The organism is Komagataeibacter intermedius TF2, from assembly GCF_000964425.1.
Classification (GTDB): domain Bacteria; phylum Pseudomonadota; class Alphaproteobacteria; order Acetobacterales; family Acetobacteraceae; genus Komagataeibacter; species Komagataeibacter intermedius.
Genome location: NZ_BANF01000007.1, coordinates 1 through 17,709 on the forward strand (window position 1 = coordinate 1; position 17,709 = coordinate 17,709).

General features: G+C 64.8%; 14 protein-coding genes. 9 read left to right on the forward strand and 5 right to left on the reverse strand.

Translation table 11 applies throughout. The features are described 5' to 3' along the window. The first annotated feature begins 133 nt into the window (after nucleotides 1-133). The 7 genes from B7449_RS00590 to B7449_RS00620 all read left to right on the forward strand — a co-directional run bounded on the left by B7449_RS00590 (nucleotide 134) and on the right by B7449_RS00620 (nucleotide 6,170). Nucleotides 134-877 carry a TlyA family RNA methyltransferase gene (locus B7449_RS00590; RefSeq protein ID WP_039735403.1) on the forward strand — a complete coding sequence of 248 codons (744 nt, stop codon included), beginning with the start codon at nucleotides 134-136 and terminating at the stop codon, nucleotides 875-877. Nucleotides 878-982: 105 nt separating this feature from the next. Then, the gene (rlmN, locus tag B7449_RS00595) at nucleotides 983-2,236 is read left to right on the forward strand and encodes a 23S rRNA (adenine(2503)-C(2))-methyltransferase RlmN (protein WP_039735402.1); all 1,254 of its coding nucleotides are present in this window, start codon (nucleotides 983-985) and stop codon (nucleotides 2,234-2,236) included. Between the two features lie 109 nt (nucleotides 2,237-2,345). Next, nucleotides 2,346-3,575 carry an argininosuccinate synthase gene (locus B7449_RS00600; RefSeq protein ID WP_039735401.1) on the forward strand — a complete coding sequence of 410 codons (1,230 nt, stop codon included), beginning with the start codon at nucleotides 2,346-2,348 and terminating at the stop codon, nucleotides 3,573-3,575. Between the two features lie 48 nt (nucleotides 3,576-3,623). Further along, nucleotides 3,624-4,121, forward strand: coding sequence for an FKBP-type peptidyl-prolyl cis-trans isomerase (locus tag B7449_RS00605; RefSeq protein ID WP_010513995.1), 498 nt, complete (start codon nucleotides 3,624-3,626; stop codon nucleotides 4,119-4,121). A 79-nt stretch (nucleotides 4,122-4,200) separates the two neighbouring features. Further along, entirely contained in the window at nucleotides 4,201-4,689 is a 489-nt protein-coding gene (locus tag B7449_RS00610) for a c-type cytochrome (protein WP_039735399.1), read from the forward strand. A gap of 48 nt (nucleotides 4,690-4,737) precedes the next feature. Then, nucleotides 4,738-5,733: a tryptophan--tRNA ligase gene (gene trpS, locus B7449_RS00615; RefSeq protein ID WP_039735405.1), complete on the forward strand. Its 996-nt coding sequence runs from the start codon at nucleotides 4,738-4,740 to the stop codon at nucleotides 5,731-5,733. A gap of 17 nt (nucleotides 5,734-5,750) precedes the next feature. Next, entirely contained in the window at nucleotides 5,751-6,170 is a 420-nt protein-coding gene (locus B7449_RS00620) for a secondary thiamine-phosphate synthase enzyme YjbQ (RefSeq protein WP_039735398.1), read from the forward strand. 20 nt (nucleotides 6,171-6,190) lie between these two features. On the opposite strand, the gene fghA is transcribed toward B7449_RS00620, so the two are convergent. Both fghA and B7449_RS00630 read right to left on the reverse strand, forming a co-directional pair. Then, a complete protein-coding gene (fghA, locus tag B7449_RS00625; protein WP_039735397.1) occupies nucleotides 6,191-7,045 on the reverse strand; it encodes an S-formylglutathione hydrolase in 855 nt (284 codons plus the stop codon). Nucleotides 7,046-7,048: 3 nt separating this feature from the next. Further along, nucleotides 7,049-8,164 carry an S-(hydroxymethyl)glutathione dehydrogenase/class III alcohol dehydrogenase gene (locus tag B7449_RS00630; protein ID WP_039735396.1) on the reverse strand — a complete coding sequence of 372 codons (1,116 nt, stop codon included), beginning with the start codon at nucleotides 8,162-8,164 and terminating at the stop codon, nucleotides 7,049-7,051. 240 nt (nucleotides 8,165-8,404) lie between these two features. Here B7449_RS00630 and B7449_RS00635 point away from each other — a divergent pair, with 240 nt between their 5' ends. Further along, nucleotides 8,405-9,280, forward strand: coding sequence for a bestrophin family protein (locus B7449_RS00635; RefSeq protein ID WP_039735395.1), 876 nt, complete (start codon nucleotides 8,405-8,407; stop codon nucleotides 9,278-9,280). 142 nt (nucleotides 9,281-9,422) lie between these two features. Beyond that, nucleotides 9,423-10,019 (forward strand): CarD family transcriptional regulator, encoded by a 597-nt coding sequence (locus B7449_RS00640; RefSeq protein WP_026018640.1) that lies wholly within the window; start codon nucleotides 9,423-9,425, stop codon nucleotides 10,017-10,019. A 112-nt stretch (nucleotides 10,020-10,131) separates the two neighbouring features. On the opposite strand, the gene B7449_RS00645 is transcribed toward B7449_RS00640, so the two are convergent. From B7449_RS00645 to B7449_RS00655, 3 genes are read right to left on the reverse strand one after another with little or no spacing between them, the layout of a single operon-like run. Next, complete coding sequence (locus tag B7449_RS00645) at nucleotides 10,132-11,337, reverse strand: MFS transporter (protein ID WP_039735394.1); 1,206 nt, start codon at nucleotides 11,335-11,337, stop codon at nucleotides 10,132-10,134. 30 nt (nucleotides 11,338-11,367) lie between these two features. After that, complete coding sequence (locus tag B7449_RS00650; RefSeq protein ID WP_039735393.1) at nucleotides 11,368-15,576, reverse strand: translocation/assembly module TamB domain-containing protein; 4,209 nt, start codon at nucleotides 15,574-15,576, stop codon at nucleotides 11,368-11,370. Then, nucleotides 15,576-17,534: an autotransporter assembly complex protein TamA gene (locus tag B7449_RS00655; RefSeq protein ID WP_039735392.1), complete on the reverse strand. Its 1,959-nt coding sequence runs from the start codon at nucleotides 17,532-17,534 to the stop codon at nucleotides 15,576-15,578. Before B7449_RS00655 ends, B7449_RS00650 begins: the two co-directional genes overlap by 1 nt. Between the last annotated feature and the right edge of the window lie 175 nt (nucleotides 17,535-17,709).

The following is a 17,709-nucleotide window of genomic DNA, read 5'->3' on the forward strand; positions in this document are numbered from 1 at the left end:
CACAACACCCAGGCCGCCCAGTACCATGAGGCCGGGCTGGATGCGCCCGCCATTGTCGCCACCGCGCTGTCCGCCCTGGGCGTGCCGCAGTCGCGCCAGATGGCCTGACCACGCCGGAAAGCAGGCACCACGCATGGCAAAACGTCGCGTTGACCAGATGCTGGTGGATCGGGGGCTGGTGGAAACCCGCACCCGGGCGCAGGCGCTGATCATGGCCGGTCTGGTCCACACGCCCGACCGGCGCATTGCCAAGGCCGGGGAGCAGATCCCCGAGGAGACGCCCCTGACGCTGAAGGGGCAGCACCATCCATGGGTCTCGCGCGGCGGGATCAAGCTGGCGCATGGGCTGGAACATTTCGGCCTGTCGCCCGCGGGCCTGACCTGCCTTGATGTCGGCGCGTCAACCGGCGGCTTTACCGATGTGCTGCTGCATGAAGGGGCGGCGAAGGTTTACGCCGTCGATGTCGGGCATGGGCAGCTGGCATGGAAACTGCGCAGCAATACCGAACAGGTTGTCGTGCTGGAAAAGTGCAATGCCCGCGCGCTGGACACCACCATCATTCCCGACCCCATACAGGCGCTGGTCTGTGACGCCAGCTTCATTGGCCTGCGCACTGTCCTGCCCGCGGGGCTGGAACTGTGCGTACCGGGTGCGTGGGCCATTGCGCTGATCAAGCCGCAGTTCGAGGCCGGACGCGATGCGGTCGGCGCAAAGGGCGTCGTGCGTGACCCGACGGTACATGACGCCGTATGCGCCATGATCCATGAATGGTGGTCCGGCCTGCCGGGCTGGAGCGTGCTGGGTATTGACCCCAGTCCCATTACCGGGCCGGAAGGCAACCGGGAATTCCTGATCGCGGCGCGTAAGGACGGCTGATCGAAAGTCGCCCATCCGCCCCCTGCCGTGATAGACAGGGGATGGCAAATGGGGATATTCCTCCCCTCCCCCATAAATGACACGACGAACATAGGCAGCACCGGTATGTCCGCAGCCCCTGCAACTTCACCTTCCCGGTCACGCGACGGGACGGCGGCCTCGCTTCTGAATGATGAGGAACGCACGCGTATCCGTGCGAAATCCGCCCAGTTCGCCCCGCCGCCTGCCGCCCTGCCCGATGGCAGGCGCGACCTTGTTGGCCTGTCGCGTGAGGAACTGACGGACATCTTGGTCGAGATTGGTGAAAAGCCATTCCGCACCAAGCAGCTGTGGCACTGGATCTACCATCAGGGCGCGACCGATTTCTCACGCATGAGTTCCATCGCCCGTCCGTTGCAGGAAAAGCTGGCCGAACGCTTCGTCATCGGCCGCCCCGGCGTGGTGACCGAACAGACATCGCAGGATTCCACGCGCAAATTCCTGTTCCGTTTCCGCGACGGGCAGGAAGCCGAAACCGTGTACATTCCCGACCGACAGGAAGACCGTGGGGCGGTATGCATTTCCTCGCAGGTGGGGTGCACGCTGTCATGTACCTTCTGCCATACCGGCACGCAGGCGCTGGTGCGCAACCTGGGGGCCGCCGAAATCGTGGGCCAGTTCATGGCCGCGCGCGACAGCTACGGCGAATGGCCCAGCCCGAAGGGCGAGACGCCGCGCCTGCTGTCCACCATCGTGCTGATGGGCATGGGCGAACCGCTGTACAATTACGACAACGTGGCCAAGGCCATGCGCATCATCATGGATGGCGAGGGCATCGGGCTGTCACGACGGCGCATCACGCTGTCCACATCCGGCGTGGTGCCGATGATGGACCAGTGCGGGGCGGAACTGGGCATCAACCTGGCCGTGTCACTGCACGCCGTGCGCGATGACCTGCGTGACGAGATCGTGCCGCTGAACCGCAAATATCCCATCCGGGAAGTCATTGCCGCCTGCCGCCGCTATCCCGCTGCCAGCAACGCCCGGCGCATCACGTTCGAATACATCATGCTACGCGGCATCAATGACAGCGAGGCCGATGCGCGTGAACTCGTGCGCCTGATTTCGGGCATACCGGCGAAGGTGAACCTGATCCCGTTCAACCCATGGCCGGGCAGCAGCTACCGCCCGTCCACGCGTGAACAGCTGGACCGGTTTGCGAAGATCGTGATGGACGCGGGCTTCGCCTCCCCCATCCGCATGCCGCGCGGGCGCGACATCCTGGCCGCGTGTGGCCAGCTGCGCACCGAAAGCCAGCGCCTGCGCCGTGCCGCAGGCCAGCCGGACGCCGCGCCGGGACCACAGGACGCGGGGTCGTAAAAATCCGGCCTTAACTTCTGGTCGGCCACGCCGTGGGATGCTAGGAGGACAGGCCGCCGGTTCACCCGGCAAAGTATTGTCCAGAGTTTTTCGACAGGAGCGTTCTCCCATGGCCGCCAGGGATGTCAAAAAGGTCGTTCTCGCATATTCGGGCGGTCTTGATACTTCCGTGATTCTGCGCTGGTTGCAGACCACCTATAACTGTGAAGTCGTGACGTTCACGGCCGACCTTGGCCAGGGCGAGGAACTTGAACCCGCCCGCCGCAAGGCCGAAATGTTTGGCGTGAAGGAAATCTTTGTCGAGGACCTGCGCGAGACCTTCGTCAAGGACTTCGTCTTCCCCATGTTCCGCGCCAACGCGCTGTACGAGGGGCAGTACCTGCTGGGCACGTCCATTGCCCGTCCCCTGATCGCCCAGCGCCAGATCGAGATTGCCGAGCAGGTCGGCGCCGACGCCGTGGCCCATGGCGCCACCGGCAAGGGCAATGACCAGGTCCGTTTCGAACTGGCCTATTACGCGCTCAAGCCCGACATCACCGTGATTGCGCCGTGGCGTGAATGGGACCTGACATCGCGCACCCGCCTGCTGGCCTTTGCCGAGGAACACCAGATCCCCATCGCGAAGGACAAGCGCGGGGAAGCCCCGTTCTCGGTCGATGCGAACCTGCTGCACTCCTCTTCCGAAGGCAAGCTGCTGGAAGACCCGGCAGTCGGCCCCGAGGAAATCGTGTTCCAGCGCACCATTTCCCCCGAAGCGGCCCCTGACAGGGCCACCGAAATCACCATCGATTTCGTATCGGGCGACCCGGTGGCGATCAATGGCGTGGCCATGTCGCCCGCTACGCTGCTGACGCGGCTGAACGAACTGGGCCGTGACAACGGCATTGGCCGGCTTGACCTGGTGGAAAACCGCTTTGTCGGCATGAAGTCACGCGGCATTTATGAAACGCCGGGCGGCACGATCCTGCTGACCGCGCACCGCAGCATCGAAAGCATCACGCTCGACCGCGAGGCCATGCACCTCAAGGACAGCCTGATGCCGCGCTATGCCGAAATCATCTATAACGGGCTGTGGTTCTCCCCCGAACGGCACATGCTGCAGGCGCTGATCGACCGCAGCCAGCATTCCGTGACCGGTCGCGTGCGGCTGAAGCTGTACAAGGGCAACGTGATCTGCGTTGGCCGTGAAAGCCCCAACAGCCTGTACGACACCCGTGTCGTGACGTTCGAGGATGATGAAGGCGCCTACAACCAGGCCGACGCGCAGGGCTTCATCAACCTGAACGCGCTGCGCCTGCGGCTGGGGGCCAAGATTGGCCGACGTGGCGGCGCGCTGTAATCTTTCACCCGATCCTTCGTGTTCATTCCAACGACCTGCCGAGGTGTCATGAAACGATTTTCCCGTGTCATTCCCCTTCTTCTTGCAACTGCCGTGGCGTTGCCGCTGGCGGCATGCGGGGGCAGCAAGAAGGATGACCAGCCGGAACTGACCCCGGCAGAGTTCATGGACAACGTGCGCAAGCAGCCCGGGGTCAAGACCCTGCCGGACGGACTGGCTTACAAGGTCCTGAAATCCGGGCCGAAGGACGGCGCGCAGCCCACCATCAATGACAGCGTGATGGTCATTTACGAAGGCCGCCTGCCTGATGGCGGCATTTTCGACAGTTCCGAGCAGCACGGGCATGGCGCATATATGCAGATGCCGCTGGAAATGGTGATCAAGGGCTGGCAGGAAGCCGTGCCGCTTATGCATGTAGGCGATACATGGATGCTGTATGTGCCGCCCGAACTGGGTTACGGACATAAGTCCATGGGCATTATCCAGCCCGACAGCCCGCTGATCTTCAAGATACAGCTTCTGGGCGTCGCACCCGGCGGCCATTAAGGAATGCACAGGGCCATTCATCCACCGGGTGAATGGCCTTTTTTCATGACATAACGGGACAGGAAACCGGATAACCGACATGGGTACTGGGACCGGGCGCATGGCGTCCGTACTGCGCGGGGCCTGCATGGTGGGCACGATGGCGCTGCTGGCGGCCTGCACGCGCCACGGCCACGAAGGCTATGCACGATACCGCACCAATTGCGGCATATGCCACCATGGCGGGGAAGGCATGAAGGGGGAAATCCCGCCTGTATCGGGCCGCGTGGACAAGATCGCCTCCACCCCCGAGGGCAGGCAGTACCTCATGCATGTACTGCTGAACGGGCTGAATGGTCCGCTGCAGATTGACGGCGTGCGCTACAATTTCTCCATGCCGCCATTCCGCGCCCATCTGTCGGATGAGGAAATCGCCTCCATCCTGACCTATCTGGCCACGCGTGGCGACACCCGCCCCGCCCCGGTGTTCAGGGCCGCGGATGTCGCCGCGGAACGCGCCCACCCGATGACCACCACCATGGTGGCGGAAGAACGTCGCCGCCTTGACGCCATCCACCCCCTGCCCTGACAACCTGGCATCTTGACCACCACGGGCAAAAAAACGGAAAACGCTTTCATGCAACGCCTATTTTCCGGCATTCAGCCGACCGGTATCCCGCAGCTTGGCAATTACCTTGGTGCAATACGCAACTGGGTTGCGCTGCAGCGTGATCATGAATGTATCTTCTGCCTGGTGGACATGCACGCCATCACCACGTGGCAGGACCCTGCGGTGCTGCGCCAGCAGACACTGGCGCAGACGGCGGTCCTGCTGGCGTCGGGCATAGATGTGCAGCGGCATATCCTGTTCAACCAGTCCGCGGTCAGCGCGCATGCGCGGCTGGGGTGGATTTTCAACTGTGTCGCCCGCATCGGCTGGCTCAACCGCATGACGCAGTTCAAGGACAAGGCTGGCAAGGACCGCGAGAAACATTCCGCGGGCCTGTATGTCTATCCCGACCTCATGGCCGCCGACATCATGGCGTACAAGGCTACGGTCGTGCCGGTGGGCGATGACCAGAAGCAGCACCTTGAACTGACCAACGACATTGTCCAGAAATTCAACCATGACTACGGGACGGAATTCTTTCCGCAGGTCGAAGCCCTGATCCCGCCGCAGGGCGCGCGCGTCATGAGCCTGCGTGACGGCACCAAGAAAATGTCAAAGTCCGATCCCTCCGCACAGAGCCGGATCGAGATGACGGACGATGCCGACGCCATCGCCAACAAGATCAAACGCGCCAAGACCGATTCCGAACCGCTGCCATCTGAGGAATCCGGCCTTGAAAACCGGCCCGAGGCCCGCAATCTGGTAACCATCTACGCCACGCTGTCCGGCACGACGGTCGCCGGGGTGCTGGCGCAGTTCGGTGGTCAGGGTTTCGGGCCGTTCAAGGCGGCGCTGACCGACGTGGTGGTGGGGGCGATCGCCCCGATTGCCGAAGAAACCGGACGCCTGCTGAAAGAACCCGGTTTCCTGTGCGACACGCTGCGCGATGGCGCGAACCGGGCCCGCGCCATTGCCGAACCCATTGTATCGGAAGCGGAATCCCTGATCGGCTTCCTGAAGTAAACACGAAAGGCAGCACCATGCGCCAGGATCTGCACAGCCTTGTGGTCACGACCCGTGGCAAGGGACTGGTCCCGATCGACCGGCCGGTTCTGGACTGGGTAAGGCAAAGCGGGATCGAGACCGGCCTGCTGACGCTATGGTGCCGCCATACCTCCGCATCGCTGACGGTGCAGGAAAACGCCGACCCGACGGTGCGCGAGGATATCGAGCGGTATTTCGAAACCCTCGTGCCTGAACAGCCGGGGCGTTACATTCATGAAGATGAAGGGCCGGACGACATGCCCGCCCACCTGCGCGCCATGCTGACCAATACCCAGCTTTCCATTCCGGTGGCGGATGGGCGGCCGGTCCTGGGCACATGGCAGGGTCTGTACCTGTTCGAGCACCGTGCGCGCCCCCACCGGCGGGAAATCGTGCTGCACCTGATCGGTGACTGATCCCCGCCCGCCCGACGTGCTCAGAGCGCGTTCAGGATGGTGGCGTGGTGGTCAAGATGATCGGCGATGAATGACTGGATGAACCAGTAGGAATGGTCGTAGCGCGGATGCAGGCGCAGGCGCAGGTCCTGCCCCGCCGCGCCAGCCGCCGCCGCCAGCAGTTCGGGCCTGAGCTGGTCATGCAGGAATTTGTCGCTTTCCCCCTGATCCACCAGAATTTCCGTGGGATGGGTATGCCCCGCTTCCAGCAGCAGGATCGCGTCATGCCGTGCCCATGTGGCGCGGTCGGGCCCCAGATAGGCGGTAAAGGCCTTCTCCCCCCACGGTACGACAGCGGGATGGCAGATCGGGGCAAGGGCCGAAACCGATTTCCATGCCTGTGGCGCGCGCAGGGCATGGACCAGCGCGCCATGCCCGCCCATGGAATGCCCCATGATACCCCGCCGCGCGCCATCAATGGCGAATTCAGCCTGCGTCAGTTCAGGCAGTTCGTGGCTGACATAGGTGCCCATGCGGTAATGCCTGCGCCACGCGGGCGTCGTGGCGTCAAGGTAGAAGCCTGCACCCGTGCCAAGGTCATAGGCGTCGTCTTCCCCTGCAACGCCCGCGCCACGCGGCGAGGTATCGGGTGCAACCAGCGCGATGCCATGACGGGCCGCGAACTGCACGGCATTGGACTTGATCAGGAATGTCTCCTGCGTGCAGGTCAGCCCCGCCAGCAGGTGGATGACGGGCACGCGTTCCCCCGCCAGCGCGCGTTCGGGCAGGAACACGCCAAAACGCGCCTCCAGCCCGAGACTTTCGGAGGGGTGGCTGTAAAAGCCCACCCGTCCGCCACAGCTTGCATGTTCCTCAAGCGTCGTGATCCGGCTCATGGATCAGAACTCGACAACCGTGCGGATGCTCTCGCCCTTCGCCATCATGTCAAAGCCTTCGTTGATACGCTCCAGCGGCAGCCTGTGGGTAATCAGGCTGTCGATATCGATGCGGTTTTCCATGAACCAGTCCACGATGCGCGGCACGTCCGTGCGGCCACGCGCGCCGCCAAAGGCCGAACCGATCCACCGCCGCCCCGTCACAAGCTGGAACGGCCGCGTGCTGATTTCCTGTCCTGCGCCCGCGACCCCGATGATGGTTGATACCCCCCATCCGCGATGCGCGCATTCCAGCGCCTGCCGCATGAGCGTCGGGTTGCCGACACATTCAAAGGAATAGTCCACGCCGCCACCGGTCAGTTCAACGATATGGCCAACCAGGTCGCCGTTGGGCCCGAGATCCTTCGGGTTGATGAAGTCGGTCATGCCGAATTTACGGCCGATGGCTTCACGCTCGGGGTTGATGTCGACGCCGATGATCCGCTCGGCCCCGACCATTTTCGCGCCCTGAATGACGTTCAGCCCGATCCCGCCCAGACCAAACACGGCAACCGTGCTGCCTGTCTCGACCCTGGCGGTGAACAGCACCGCCCCGATGCCGGTGGTGACGCCGCAGCCGATGTAGAACACCTTGTCAAACGGAGCGTCGGGCCGGATCTTGGCCAGCGCGATTTCCGGCAGCACCGTGTAGTTGGCGAAGGTGGAACAGCCCATGTAATGATGGATTGGCTGCCCCCTGAACGAAAAGCGCGACGTGCCATCGGGCATCAGCCCCTTGCCCTGCGTGGACCGGATGGCCGTGCACAGGTTGGTCTTGCGCGACAGGCAGGACTTACATTCCCGGCATTCGGGGGTGTAAAGCGGGATGACATGGTCGCCGGGCTTCAGATGCTTCACACCTGCGCCGACTTCCACCACCACACCGGCCCCTTCATGACCCAGAATGGCGGGAAACAGACCTTCCGGATCAGCACCGGACAGGGTGAACTTGTCCGTATGGCACAGGCCGGTGGCCTTGATCTCGACCAGTACCTCACCCGCGCGTGGACCTTCAAGCTGCACGGTCTCGATTTCAAGTGGTTTGCCTGCCTCGAAGGCAACAGCTGCCCTTACGTCCATGAACCCGGTCTTTCCTTCAATACGTGGGCCCCGCGCGGGGGCTTTTGTCCGTAACGATTAAGGGCATCATCGCCGCCTGCGTCAATGTCATGTGGCCGTGCGGGTACTGACGATATTTTCAGTGACAAAACATGCCACCCGCCCACTCCCGGTGCCGCAACGCCGGCGTGATGTGATAAGCGGCACAAGGGGGCCGGTGCGCGGCCCCGTATCTTACACTAGATGAACCGGGAACCTTGCATGGTCATTGATCGCAGAATTGGTTTGTGGATCCTGCTGCGCGAAAGCGTGCTGTCACTGGTTTTCCTGTGCGCGTGGGACATTGTCGTCGTGGTGATGTTCCAGATCTTCCATCAGGAATGGATGGAACAGCCCACCCTGCCCATATCGCTGATCGGCTCGGCGCTGGTGCTGTTCATGAGCTTTCGCAACAACACCGCCTACAACCGCTGGTGGGAAGGACGGACGCTGTGGGGGGCGGTCACCAACAACAGCCGCTCCTTCGCGCGCCAGGCGGGCACGATCCTGCGCGGGTGCCCGGACCTTGCCCGCGCCATGGCGGCCTATCCCTATGCCCTGCGGGGCGCGCTGGGGCGGCTGGACGCAACCGATGACATCATGCGCCTGCTGCCCGATTCCATGAAGGCGGGGATCAGGGACAAGGCCAACATCCCCGCCGCCATCCTGTTTGAAATCGGGCTGCGGGTGGACGCGGAATCGCGCAGGCTGGGCATTGATGGCGCGCTGCAGGGGCAGATCGACCGCATCCTGTCGGACATGAGCAACGCGCAGGGCGGGCTGGAACGCATCCGCAACACGCCGCTGGCCATACAGTTTTCCGTCCTGCCGAAGGTGGTGGCGGTGGTCTTCTGCATCATCCTGCCACTGTCCATGGTGCAGACGCTGGGATGGATCACGCCATTGGGGTCATCGCTGGTGGGGCTATTGTTCGTGGCGCTGGACAAGATCGGCAACGACCTGCAGGACCCCTTCAGCGCGACACCGCATGGCATGCCGATGCTGGCCATTTCCCGCACGATCGAAATCGACCTGCTGCAGTCCTGCGGCCTGCCCGCCCCGCCGCCGCTGACACCCGTGGGTGGCATACAGGCATGATGCGTCGCGCCTGACGGGTCGGCCAGCCCGTACCCCACAGGCATGGCGGACGCCGCGCCGCCATCGGGATGCAATATTTCCCGGACCGGAACCGTTATGAAGGAAGCAAGACAGAAGGGCGGATTTATGCTATATGGGTGGCATGAGCATGTTCAGAACCACCCAGAAGGGCACTGTGACCGATGCAATGGCACGGACGGCCGCAGCTGCCACGGCAGCCGAGGCAAAGTCCAGCAAGGCCGTAAAAGACGAGGATCCATTCCGCGAGGGCGACGCCATTGTGTATGCGGCACATGGCGTCGGCCGTGTTGACCGGATTGGCGTTGACGAAATCGCGGGCACCAAGCTGGAAATGATCCAGATCTCCTTCCCCGGCAACCAGATGACGCTGCGCATCCCGCTGTCCAAGGCGCGCAAGTCGGGCCTGCGCAAGATTGTATCAAGGGAAATCGTGGACAAGGCGATGGCCATCATCAAGGGCAAGCCGCATGTCAGCCGTGGCATGTGGGCGCGCCGCGCGGTCGCCTATCAGGAAAAGATCAATTCCGGCGATCTGGTGCAGATTGCCGAAGTACTGCGTGACCTGCGCCGCAATGTGGACAGCCTTGATGGCAGCTTCAGCGAACGCAAGCTGTTCGAGGCGGCACAGGAACGCTTCGTGGCCGAGGTCGCCGTGCTGGAAGGCAAGGAGCCGACCGAAGTGCTCGAAAAGCTGACCGAGGTCATGAAGGCGGCCTGATCGCCCCCTGCCGCCTTTCCCGTCATAACCCCAGCCCCATCCATGCCGCCGGCCCCTGTGCCGGCGGTTTTGTCATGCGCGCCCTGCGCCATGAACCGGATGCTGCCAATGGCTATGGCGCCCTGCCCGTATCCGGGTTGCGGATCACCAGCATGAGCATGCTGCCCGCGACCGCCGACAGCATGGCCAGCACGAAGGGGCTGCGTGGTCCCGCCACCCCCGCCAGAACACCGGACATGACCGCGCCAGAGCCCGCGGCAATGTCAAAGAACACATCAAACAGCCCGATCGCCGATCCTGCGGCGCCAGGGGGCGCCTGCCGCAGCACCGGCAGCGCCAGCAGCGGGTAGGTCAGCGAAAACCCGAACCCGGTCAGGAAACTGCCGGCCGCCGCCCATGCCGGTCCCGGCGCAAGCCAGATCAGGATCAGGCCCAGCGCCTCCACCAGCATGATGGCGGCCACCATCGGCCGCACGTCGTCACGATCCACATGGGCACTGCCGACCAGTCGGGCAATGACATGCCCCGCGCCAAACAGCCCCAGCGCCCAGCCGCCGCCATGCCAGTCCTTCGCGGCATAAAAGATGACCAGAAACGACGAAATCGCGGCAAACCCCACTGCCGAGAGAGCCAGCGTCACCCCCCATGCCCAGGTATGTCCGATCAGGTGCTTCCACCGCATGCCCCCTTCGTGCCCGCCGCCGTGCAGGCGCGGCGGCGCGGGCAGCAGCAGGGTCAGCCCCATGCCCGCCACCGGCAGGGCAATGGCGACAAGGCACAGCCGGGCGAAACCGGCATGGATCTCGATTACGTCACCCAGTGCGGTGCCCACGCCCAACCCGGCGAAAATGGCCAGCCCGATCCATGACATCGCGGCCCCTGCCTTCTCGCTGCCTGCCAGGCTTACGGCCCATATGCCACCACCCGTCACCATCAGCCCCTCGCCCAGCCCCATGGCCAGACGCCCCGCCACGATCATCGCCTGCTGCATGGCGGGCGACAGGAGGGGCGCCAGCGCAAGGCTGTAGGCCAGACCGGAACATGCCGTGCACAACAGACCGCACAGCAGCGTATCGCGCCCGCCGCGCCGGTCGGCCATCCGCCCCGCCCACGGGCGCGACAGCAGGGTGGCGGCGGCCTGAATACCCATGACCAGACCGATCACGGTCGTCCCGCACGCGAAACGCGACTGAAGTTCCAGCGGCAGGGCAGGCAGCGCCACCCCCATCGCCAGCATGCCGCTGGTCATGGCCAGCATGATGGGCAGCAGGCCACCACGGGCCGTAACACGATCAATCATGCCGGGACCGTAATGCATTTGTCCCGTGGGGAACAGGTCAGCGCATGATCAGTATTTGAACTGGTACAACAGGCCCACACTACTGCCCGGATCGTTTTCCGGCGTGGTGAAGCCGGTCACGTTGCCGCCGGTCCCCACCGTGGTGTTGAGCTTCAGCCGCCTGGTCAGATCAACCTGCACCTGCGCCTGCGTGCCCGAACCCGACGTCGCCTGCTTGGCGCCCACGTATACGCGGCGCATGACGTATTTCCCCGCCTCGATCGACCCGGTGTCATTGCTGCCCGACCCGTTGGATGAACTGCTCATCTGCAACCGGTCCAGATGCAGCGTCTTGCGCACCATGCCCAGCGGGTCGAAGGCGGACCCGCCGCTCAGTGTCGCGACGGCCGCCGCGATGGACGCCATCTGCGTGGGCGAAAGGGACTGCGTATCCGACCCGAACAGGAGAATGGCCAGTATCTGGTCCTGTGACAGTGGCGGCGTGGAGGAAAACGAGATTTTCGGCGCGCTGGCGTACCCGCCCACGTTCAGCCGCGCCGTGCCGTCATTCGTGCTGCGCTCGGCCACGAAATCCAGCGTGGGATCAATCGCATGGGTTACGCCCATGCCGTTGAACCCCACCTGCCCCTTGCTGAAATCAAGTGAGATCCCGCCCAGCGAGAACCCGCCCTTGACCAGCGAGAACCCACCCGTCACCACCGGCGTCGCACTGGTGCCGCCGGCATGGATGCTGCCGTGCATTTCCGTGTTCAGCCCGTGCCCGCGCACATAGAACTGCCCCGGCGAACGCACATCGAGGTTCAGCCCGATCACCAGCGGGGCGGTATGGACCACCTTCTGCTGCGCTGCTTCATCCTCGGGGCGGATGACATCCAGATGCGCAACCGACGTGGGCAGTGAATCCGGGATATTGATATCCACGCGCCTGAGCGTGATGGCCCCCGTCGCATCGATCCGGCTGGCAAGCTGGCCCTTTATGCCCATATCCCCGTTTATGGTCGCGGTCACGAGGTCACTGGCCAGGGGGCGGGCATCTTCGGCATGGATCCGCAGGTCGATCGGCTGCCCGGGTTCCAGCACTCCGTAACTACCGGTGACGCCGATTGTCCCCTTGCCCGCCTGCGCATTCAGCTCGGCAATGACCAGCCGGTCCCCCAGCGCATTGACCGTGCCATGCATGTTGGACAGCTGTATCCCCTGCCCGAAATCATGGAATACGCCATTGGTCAGGCCCAGCGTGCCGTTCAGGCGCGGCTGCTGTGGCGTGCCACGCACGCCCAGCGCGATCTGCAGCGCGCCGCCCGCCTGCATGCCCTGTGCGCCCAGATAGGCATTGGCCACCGCAAGGTCCACGTTCCCGTCCGCCTGCAACGTGATCTGGCCCGCCCTGTACGCCGGGGCCGTGCCATGCAGGCCAAGGTTGACCTGCGCGCCCGCGCGTACCTGCGCATCCACCCGCGCCATGCCGGCTGTCAGGTCCGCCGTTGCCTCCACCGAGGCCGGGGCAAGGGATGATGTGTAGTCGGTCTGGTATTTCAGGTCCGCGCCATGCAGCGTGACCCGGCCGGAGGGGCGGTCCGTCGTGCCGGTCAGCCGTGCTTCGGCCGCCAGTGTTCCCTGCGCATGCAGCGTGGGCACGAAGGGGGCCAGCAGGTCGGGCGAAAGGCGGCTGATCACCGCATGCAGGTCCAGCGTGGGCATGATCCTGCCGCTGACCTCCACGCTGCCCGACTGCCCACGTGGCGGCGTCAGGCTGACGCGCAGATGGTCGATCGCGGTTTCCCTGCCATAGGTCACCGTAGCGGGGGCATCCAGACGGATCACCTCACGCCGTGCCTGCGCTTCCAGCCTGCGTATGTTTACCGAAGCTGCGGGAATGTTGGACACGACCGCCGCATCAATGGTGGCCGGGCCGGTCCACGGCGTATCCAGCCCCGACTGCGCCACCACGTTCAGGGCGGAAAACGGCCCCTTCGCGGTCACATGCGCATGCCCGCCCATATCGCGGAAATGCGCGTTATCCACCACAAGGTCCAGATCGGTGACCGGCGCATCCCCCGTCGGGTCCTGCACCCTGCCCTTCAGCACCAGCCGGTCCACCCGCGCCATTGCGGCGCTCAGCGCGCTGTCCACGTTTACGCTCAGGGCGGCGGGACTATCGGCGGTGGCGCTCGTGCTGTGCAGGGCGGCGGACAGGTGCCCGCTTATGTCCTGCCCCACAAGGTCACGCAGGTCCGCCAGCCGCGTCATGCGCAGGTCCAGCGTGCCCGACGGCACCACATGCCCGTCAGGCAATGTCATATCCGCCTGGCCCATCAGGCTTTTCCAGTTCAGGTGCGCAAGCTGGAGGTGGCGGCTGTCATCACCGCCATTGCTGTCCAGATGGGCAGTCACCTGAATGGGCGCGCGGTCCACCGTGCCCGATACATCCAGTTCCCCTTCCCTGACCTGCGGCAGGTGGCGCATGGTCAGGCTGGCCTGCACATTGCCCGCCGCCGTGTTGCTGGCCGCCATGCTGGCCTGCGCCTTCAGGCTGGCCGCAAGGTCCGTGACCGGACCCGCGGCATGCAGGTCCGCCTGCGCCTGCCCCTTCAGCGTGGGGGCCAGCACATGCAGGTCCGACAGGGCCAGATGCGCCGTGGCGTCCACCTGCATCGGGCTGCCCGTCACCAGCCGGGTTGGCGTTGCGTCAAGATGCAGGGTCCGCCCCTCCGCCAGCAGCGACGTGAACGTGACCGTATTGCCGCCACCCGGCCCGCTGGCGATGGTGCCCGCCACGTTCAGGTGCCCCCTGTCCCCGATCAGGCCGACAGCCACCGGCAGCCCGCCATCCAGCACGATATGACCATCCAGCGCGAACGGCCCGGGCTGTCCGGTTGCGGGAAGCGTCACGCTGCCATCCAGCCCGGCATGGCCATGCAGCTGCGTGCCGCCCACCGCTGCCAGCGGGGCAAGATCAGGCAGGTCGGCATGGAAGATCGCCGCCATGGGCCGGGCCGTGGTGACCCGTCCGGTCAGTTGCGCCAGCGGGTGCGACAGCGACAGGTCCACCGGCCCGCCCGACGCATCGGGGCGCCACAGCACATCCAGCCGCAGCGGGTCGGATGCGAACAGCGTGGGCTGGCCGCCCGGAATGCGCAGTCCCGTCACGGTGGCGTGCAGGCTGGCGTGTTCCGCCTGTCCTCCGTCCGCCTGCCCGCTCAACCCCTCGGCCACCATGTGCAGCGTGGAAAAACCGGCGTCGTCATAGGTCAGGCGATCAATATCCAGCGTGCCATTGCCGGTCGGCCGGTCCACCGTGCCGCCCACATGCGCGGCAAGGTTCATGCCCTGCCAGTTCGCGCCGCTGATCGTGACCGGATCGCTTTTGCCGGACACATCCAGCGCCATGCGGTGCGTGACCAGCCCGACCTGGCCTGCCGCCTGAAGGTGGATGGCCCCGACCACCGCCGCAAGGGAAAGCGCCGTCGCATCACGCGGGCCATGCAGCCCCAGCGACAGGTCCAGCGGCGACAGGGCGGGCAGGCCGCTCAGTGTCGCGACGAAGCCCTGCGCCTCCTCATGCGCATGCAGGTCCAGTGCGACAGTGCTGCGGTCCAGCCGCGTGGTCAGCGACAGGGCGCCGGGCTGGTCCAGCCGCTTCAGGTCCAGCGCGATACTGGCGGGCGGCAGGGTGGCGACGGAAAAATGGTCCAGCACCGGGGCGATGTCATCCAGGCTGGCATGGCCGTTCAGGCTGAAGGCCGCAGGTATTCGGGCAATGGCCGCGCCAACGTCAATCCGCGCCACATGCACCGCGCGGATGTCGACCCCCATATGGACGCTGTCCGATGAGTCCTTTTCCGGCTTCGACGGGTGGGCGGGATCATCCTCGCTCAGACGCGGAATGGACAGCCGCGCCATGGACAGGTTGCTGATGACCGCACGCCGCGTCAGCAGCCGCAGTGGCGACCAGTCCAGTTGCAGGTCATCAATCGACAGCCATGCGCCTTTGTAGTCATCCAGTTCCAGATGCCGGACATGCAGCGCATCGGGAAACCGCCCGCCCAGGCCCGACAGGTGGACGCTGCCGCCGGTCAGTCCCGGCAGGCGACGTTCGATTTCATGCTGGCCCGCCCCGGTATTGGCCACCACCAGCACCACGCCCAGCGCCACCGCCACCAGCCCCGCCGGAATGCCCAGCGCGAAAGCCCCCGCGCGCAGGATACGCCGGGCCGTGCCGCGCGCGGGTGTCGGGGTGGCTGTCGGATCAGGCATCAGAACGTTTCCCCCAGACCCACATACAGTTCCCACTTGTCGCCCCGCGCGGGGCGGTTGAGCGGCACGGCCACATCCAGCCGCACCGGGCCGATGGGCGTGTAATAGCGTGCCCCGGCCCCCGCGCCCACACGCAGCGTGCCCTGGAACGGCGTACGGTCCGCCGTGACCTGACCTGCGTCGATAAAGCCGACCGCGCCAAATTTCTGCATGATGCGCTGGCGGTATTCAAACGACCCCGCGTCCATGGACGTGCCGCCAATGGCGTAGCGCGTGTTGGCGAACTGCGGCCCCACCCCCTGATAGCGGAAGCCGCGCACCGTGGCGGACCCACCGGCATACAGACGCTGGTCGGGCGGAATGTCAAAGGTCGATGCGCCCTCCACGTTGCCAATGGTGCCACGCCATGCCAGCACGCTGCGGCCGGGACGCGACAGGCCGAAGTTCTTCAGGTCGAAATAGGTCGAGACCGTCGCCTGCATGATCACGAAAAATGACGTGCCATCCGTCAGCGATGCGGAAGGCGTGATGCTGGCCCCCATCCGCACCCCGTGGGTCGCGGGGGTGATGGGGTTGTCGACCCCCGTGCCATCGTAATTGGCGGTAAGCGGCAGGGCGGCGATGAAATAGCTGTTGGTGGTGCCCATCTGCTGGATCTGTTCCTGCTCGATCTGCCCGCCAAAGGATACGTTCCAGTGGCGGTTGACGCGGCGGACAATGCCGATACGCGCCAGCAGCGCGGTCTGCCGGTAGGAATAGAGTTCCTGCTTGATGCCTTCCAGGCGCGCGCTCATGTTCTGGTTGCGCGACCCGAAATCGGGCTTCAGCAGGTCGGCATAGAAATCATAGCCCAGCCCCTGCTCCGCCGAGCCGCCAAGCCCGGTGATCAGCGCGGTCAGCCGCAGCCGCTCGGCATTGCCGAACAGGTTGTTATGCGTCCATGTCACGCCCGCGCGGCCGCCAAGGTCGGTGGAATAGCCGCCTTCGGCGCCCACGCTGTGGCGCTTGCCCTCACGGAAGGCGAAATCAAGCGGCATGGACCCGTCGGATGCCAGCGTGTCGCCATGGTTGACCTGCACGTCGGCAAACAGCCCGGTGGATGCAATGTCCTGCCGGGCGCGTTCAATGCGGGAAGGCTGGTACAGCTCCCCCGGCGCGATGGTCAGCCTGCGCGCGATATAGGCCGGATGCGTGCGCTGCAGCCCCGCGAAGTCGAACGCCCCCAGATTGACCACCGGCCCGCGGTGAACGGTATAGGCGATATCGAGCGTATGGGTCGCGGGCCGCAGCCATGCCTGTGGCTTGCTGACATGGGCCAGCGCGTATCCTTCTTCCGTCAGCGCGGTCTGCAGGGTCACGCCTGCGGACAGGACATTTTCGGCCTGTGCGGGCATGCCGGGCTTCATGGCGAAGGCCTTTACCTCGTCCGCATTCAGGTTGACGGGCGGATCACCCTTATCGGGGTTCAGCGTCACGACGCCGATGCGGAACTGCACACCGGGCTGCGCACTGATGGTGATCTGCGCCCTGTGCCCCGCCGGGATGGACTGCATCCATTCAGGCAGGTCGGGATCGCGCCCGTCATGGCTGCCCGCGGCGGGGGCACCGGACTTCCCGCCACCATCGGTCACGGTGATGGTGATGGCGCCCGCGTAATAGCCATAGCTTTCCAGCGCGCTGATCAGGCGGGAATAGTCGTTATGGATGCGCCCGGTCAGCGCAAAGGGGCTGACGGCCTGCGTCTTCTGCAGCGACAGCAGGTCGGACGACGCCCGCAGCGCGTCATCCAGATCGGCATTGCCGGTCGGGCGCAGGGTGGTGGTGTAGTCCTGCGGGTCCGCCGCCCGCGCCGCCGGCCCCCATGACACAAGGACCGTCACGACGGCACACAGACTTGCATAACCGGCACTGCGCCTGGCACGCGCATGACGGCTGCGTGCCAGGCGGGAATGACGCAATCCTGTCAAACGGTGCCGCCCCTGTTCCTGTCTTCCGTGCGGTTAGCTTCCCACTGTGTGATAACTGCCATTCCCGGCATGCATGATCAAACCGATATTAACGTCGCTGCCTTAATAAGTTCCGAATATGTCATATCGGGGCCCAAAACGGTTGGATCGTGTTGCAAACTGTCTC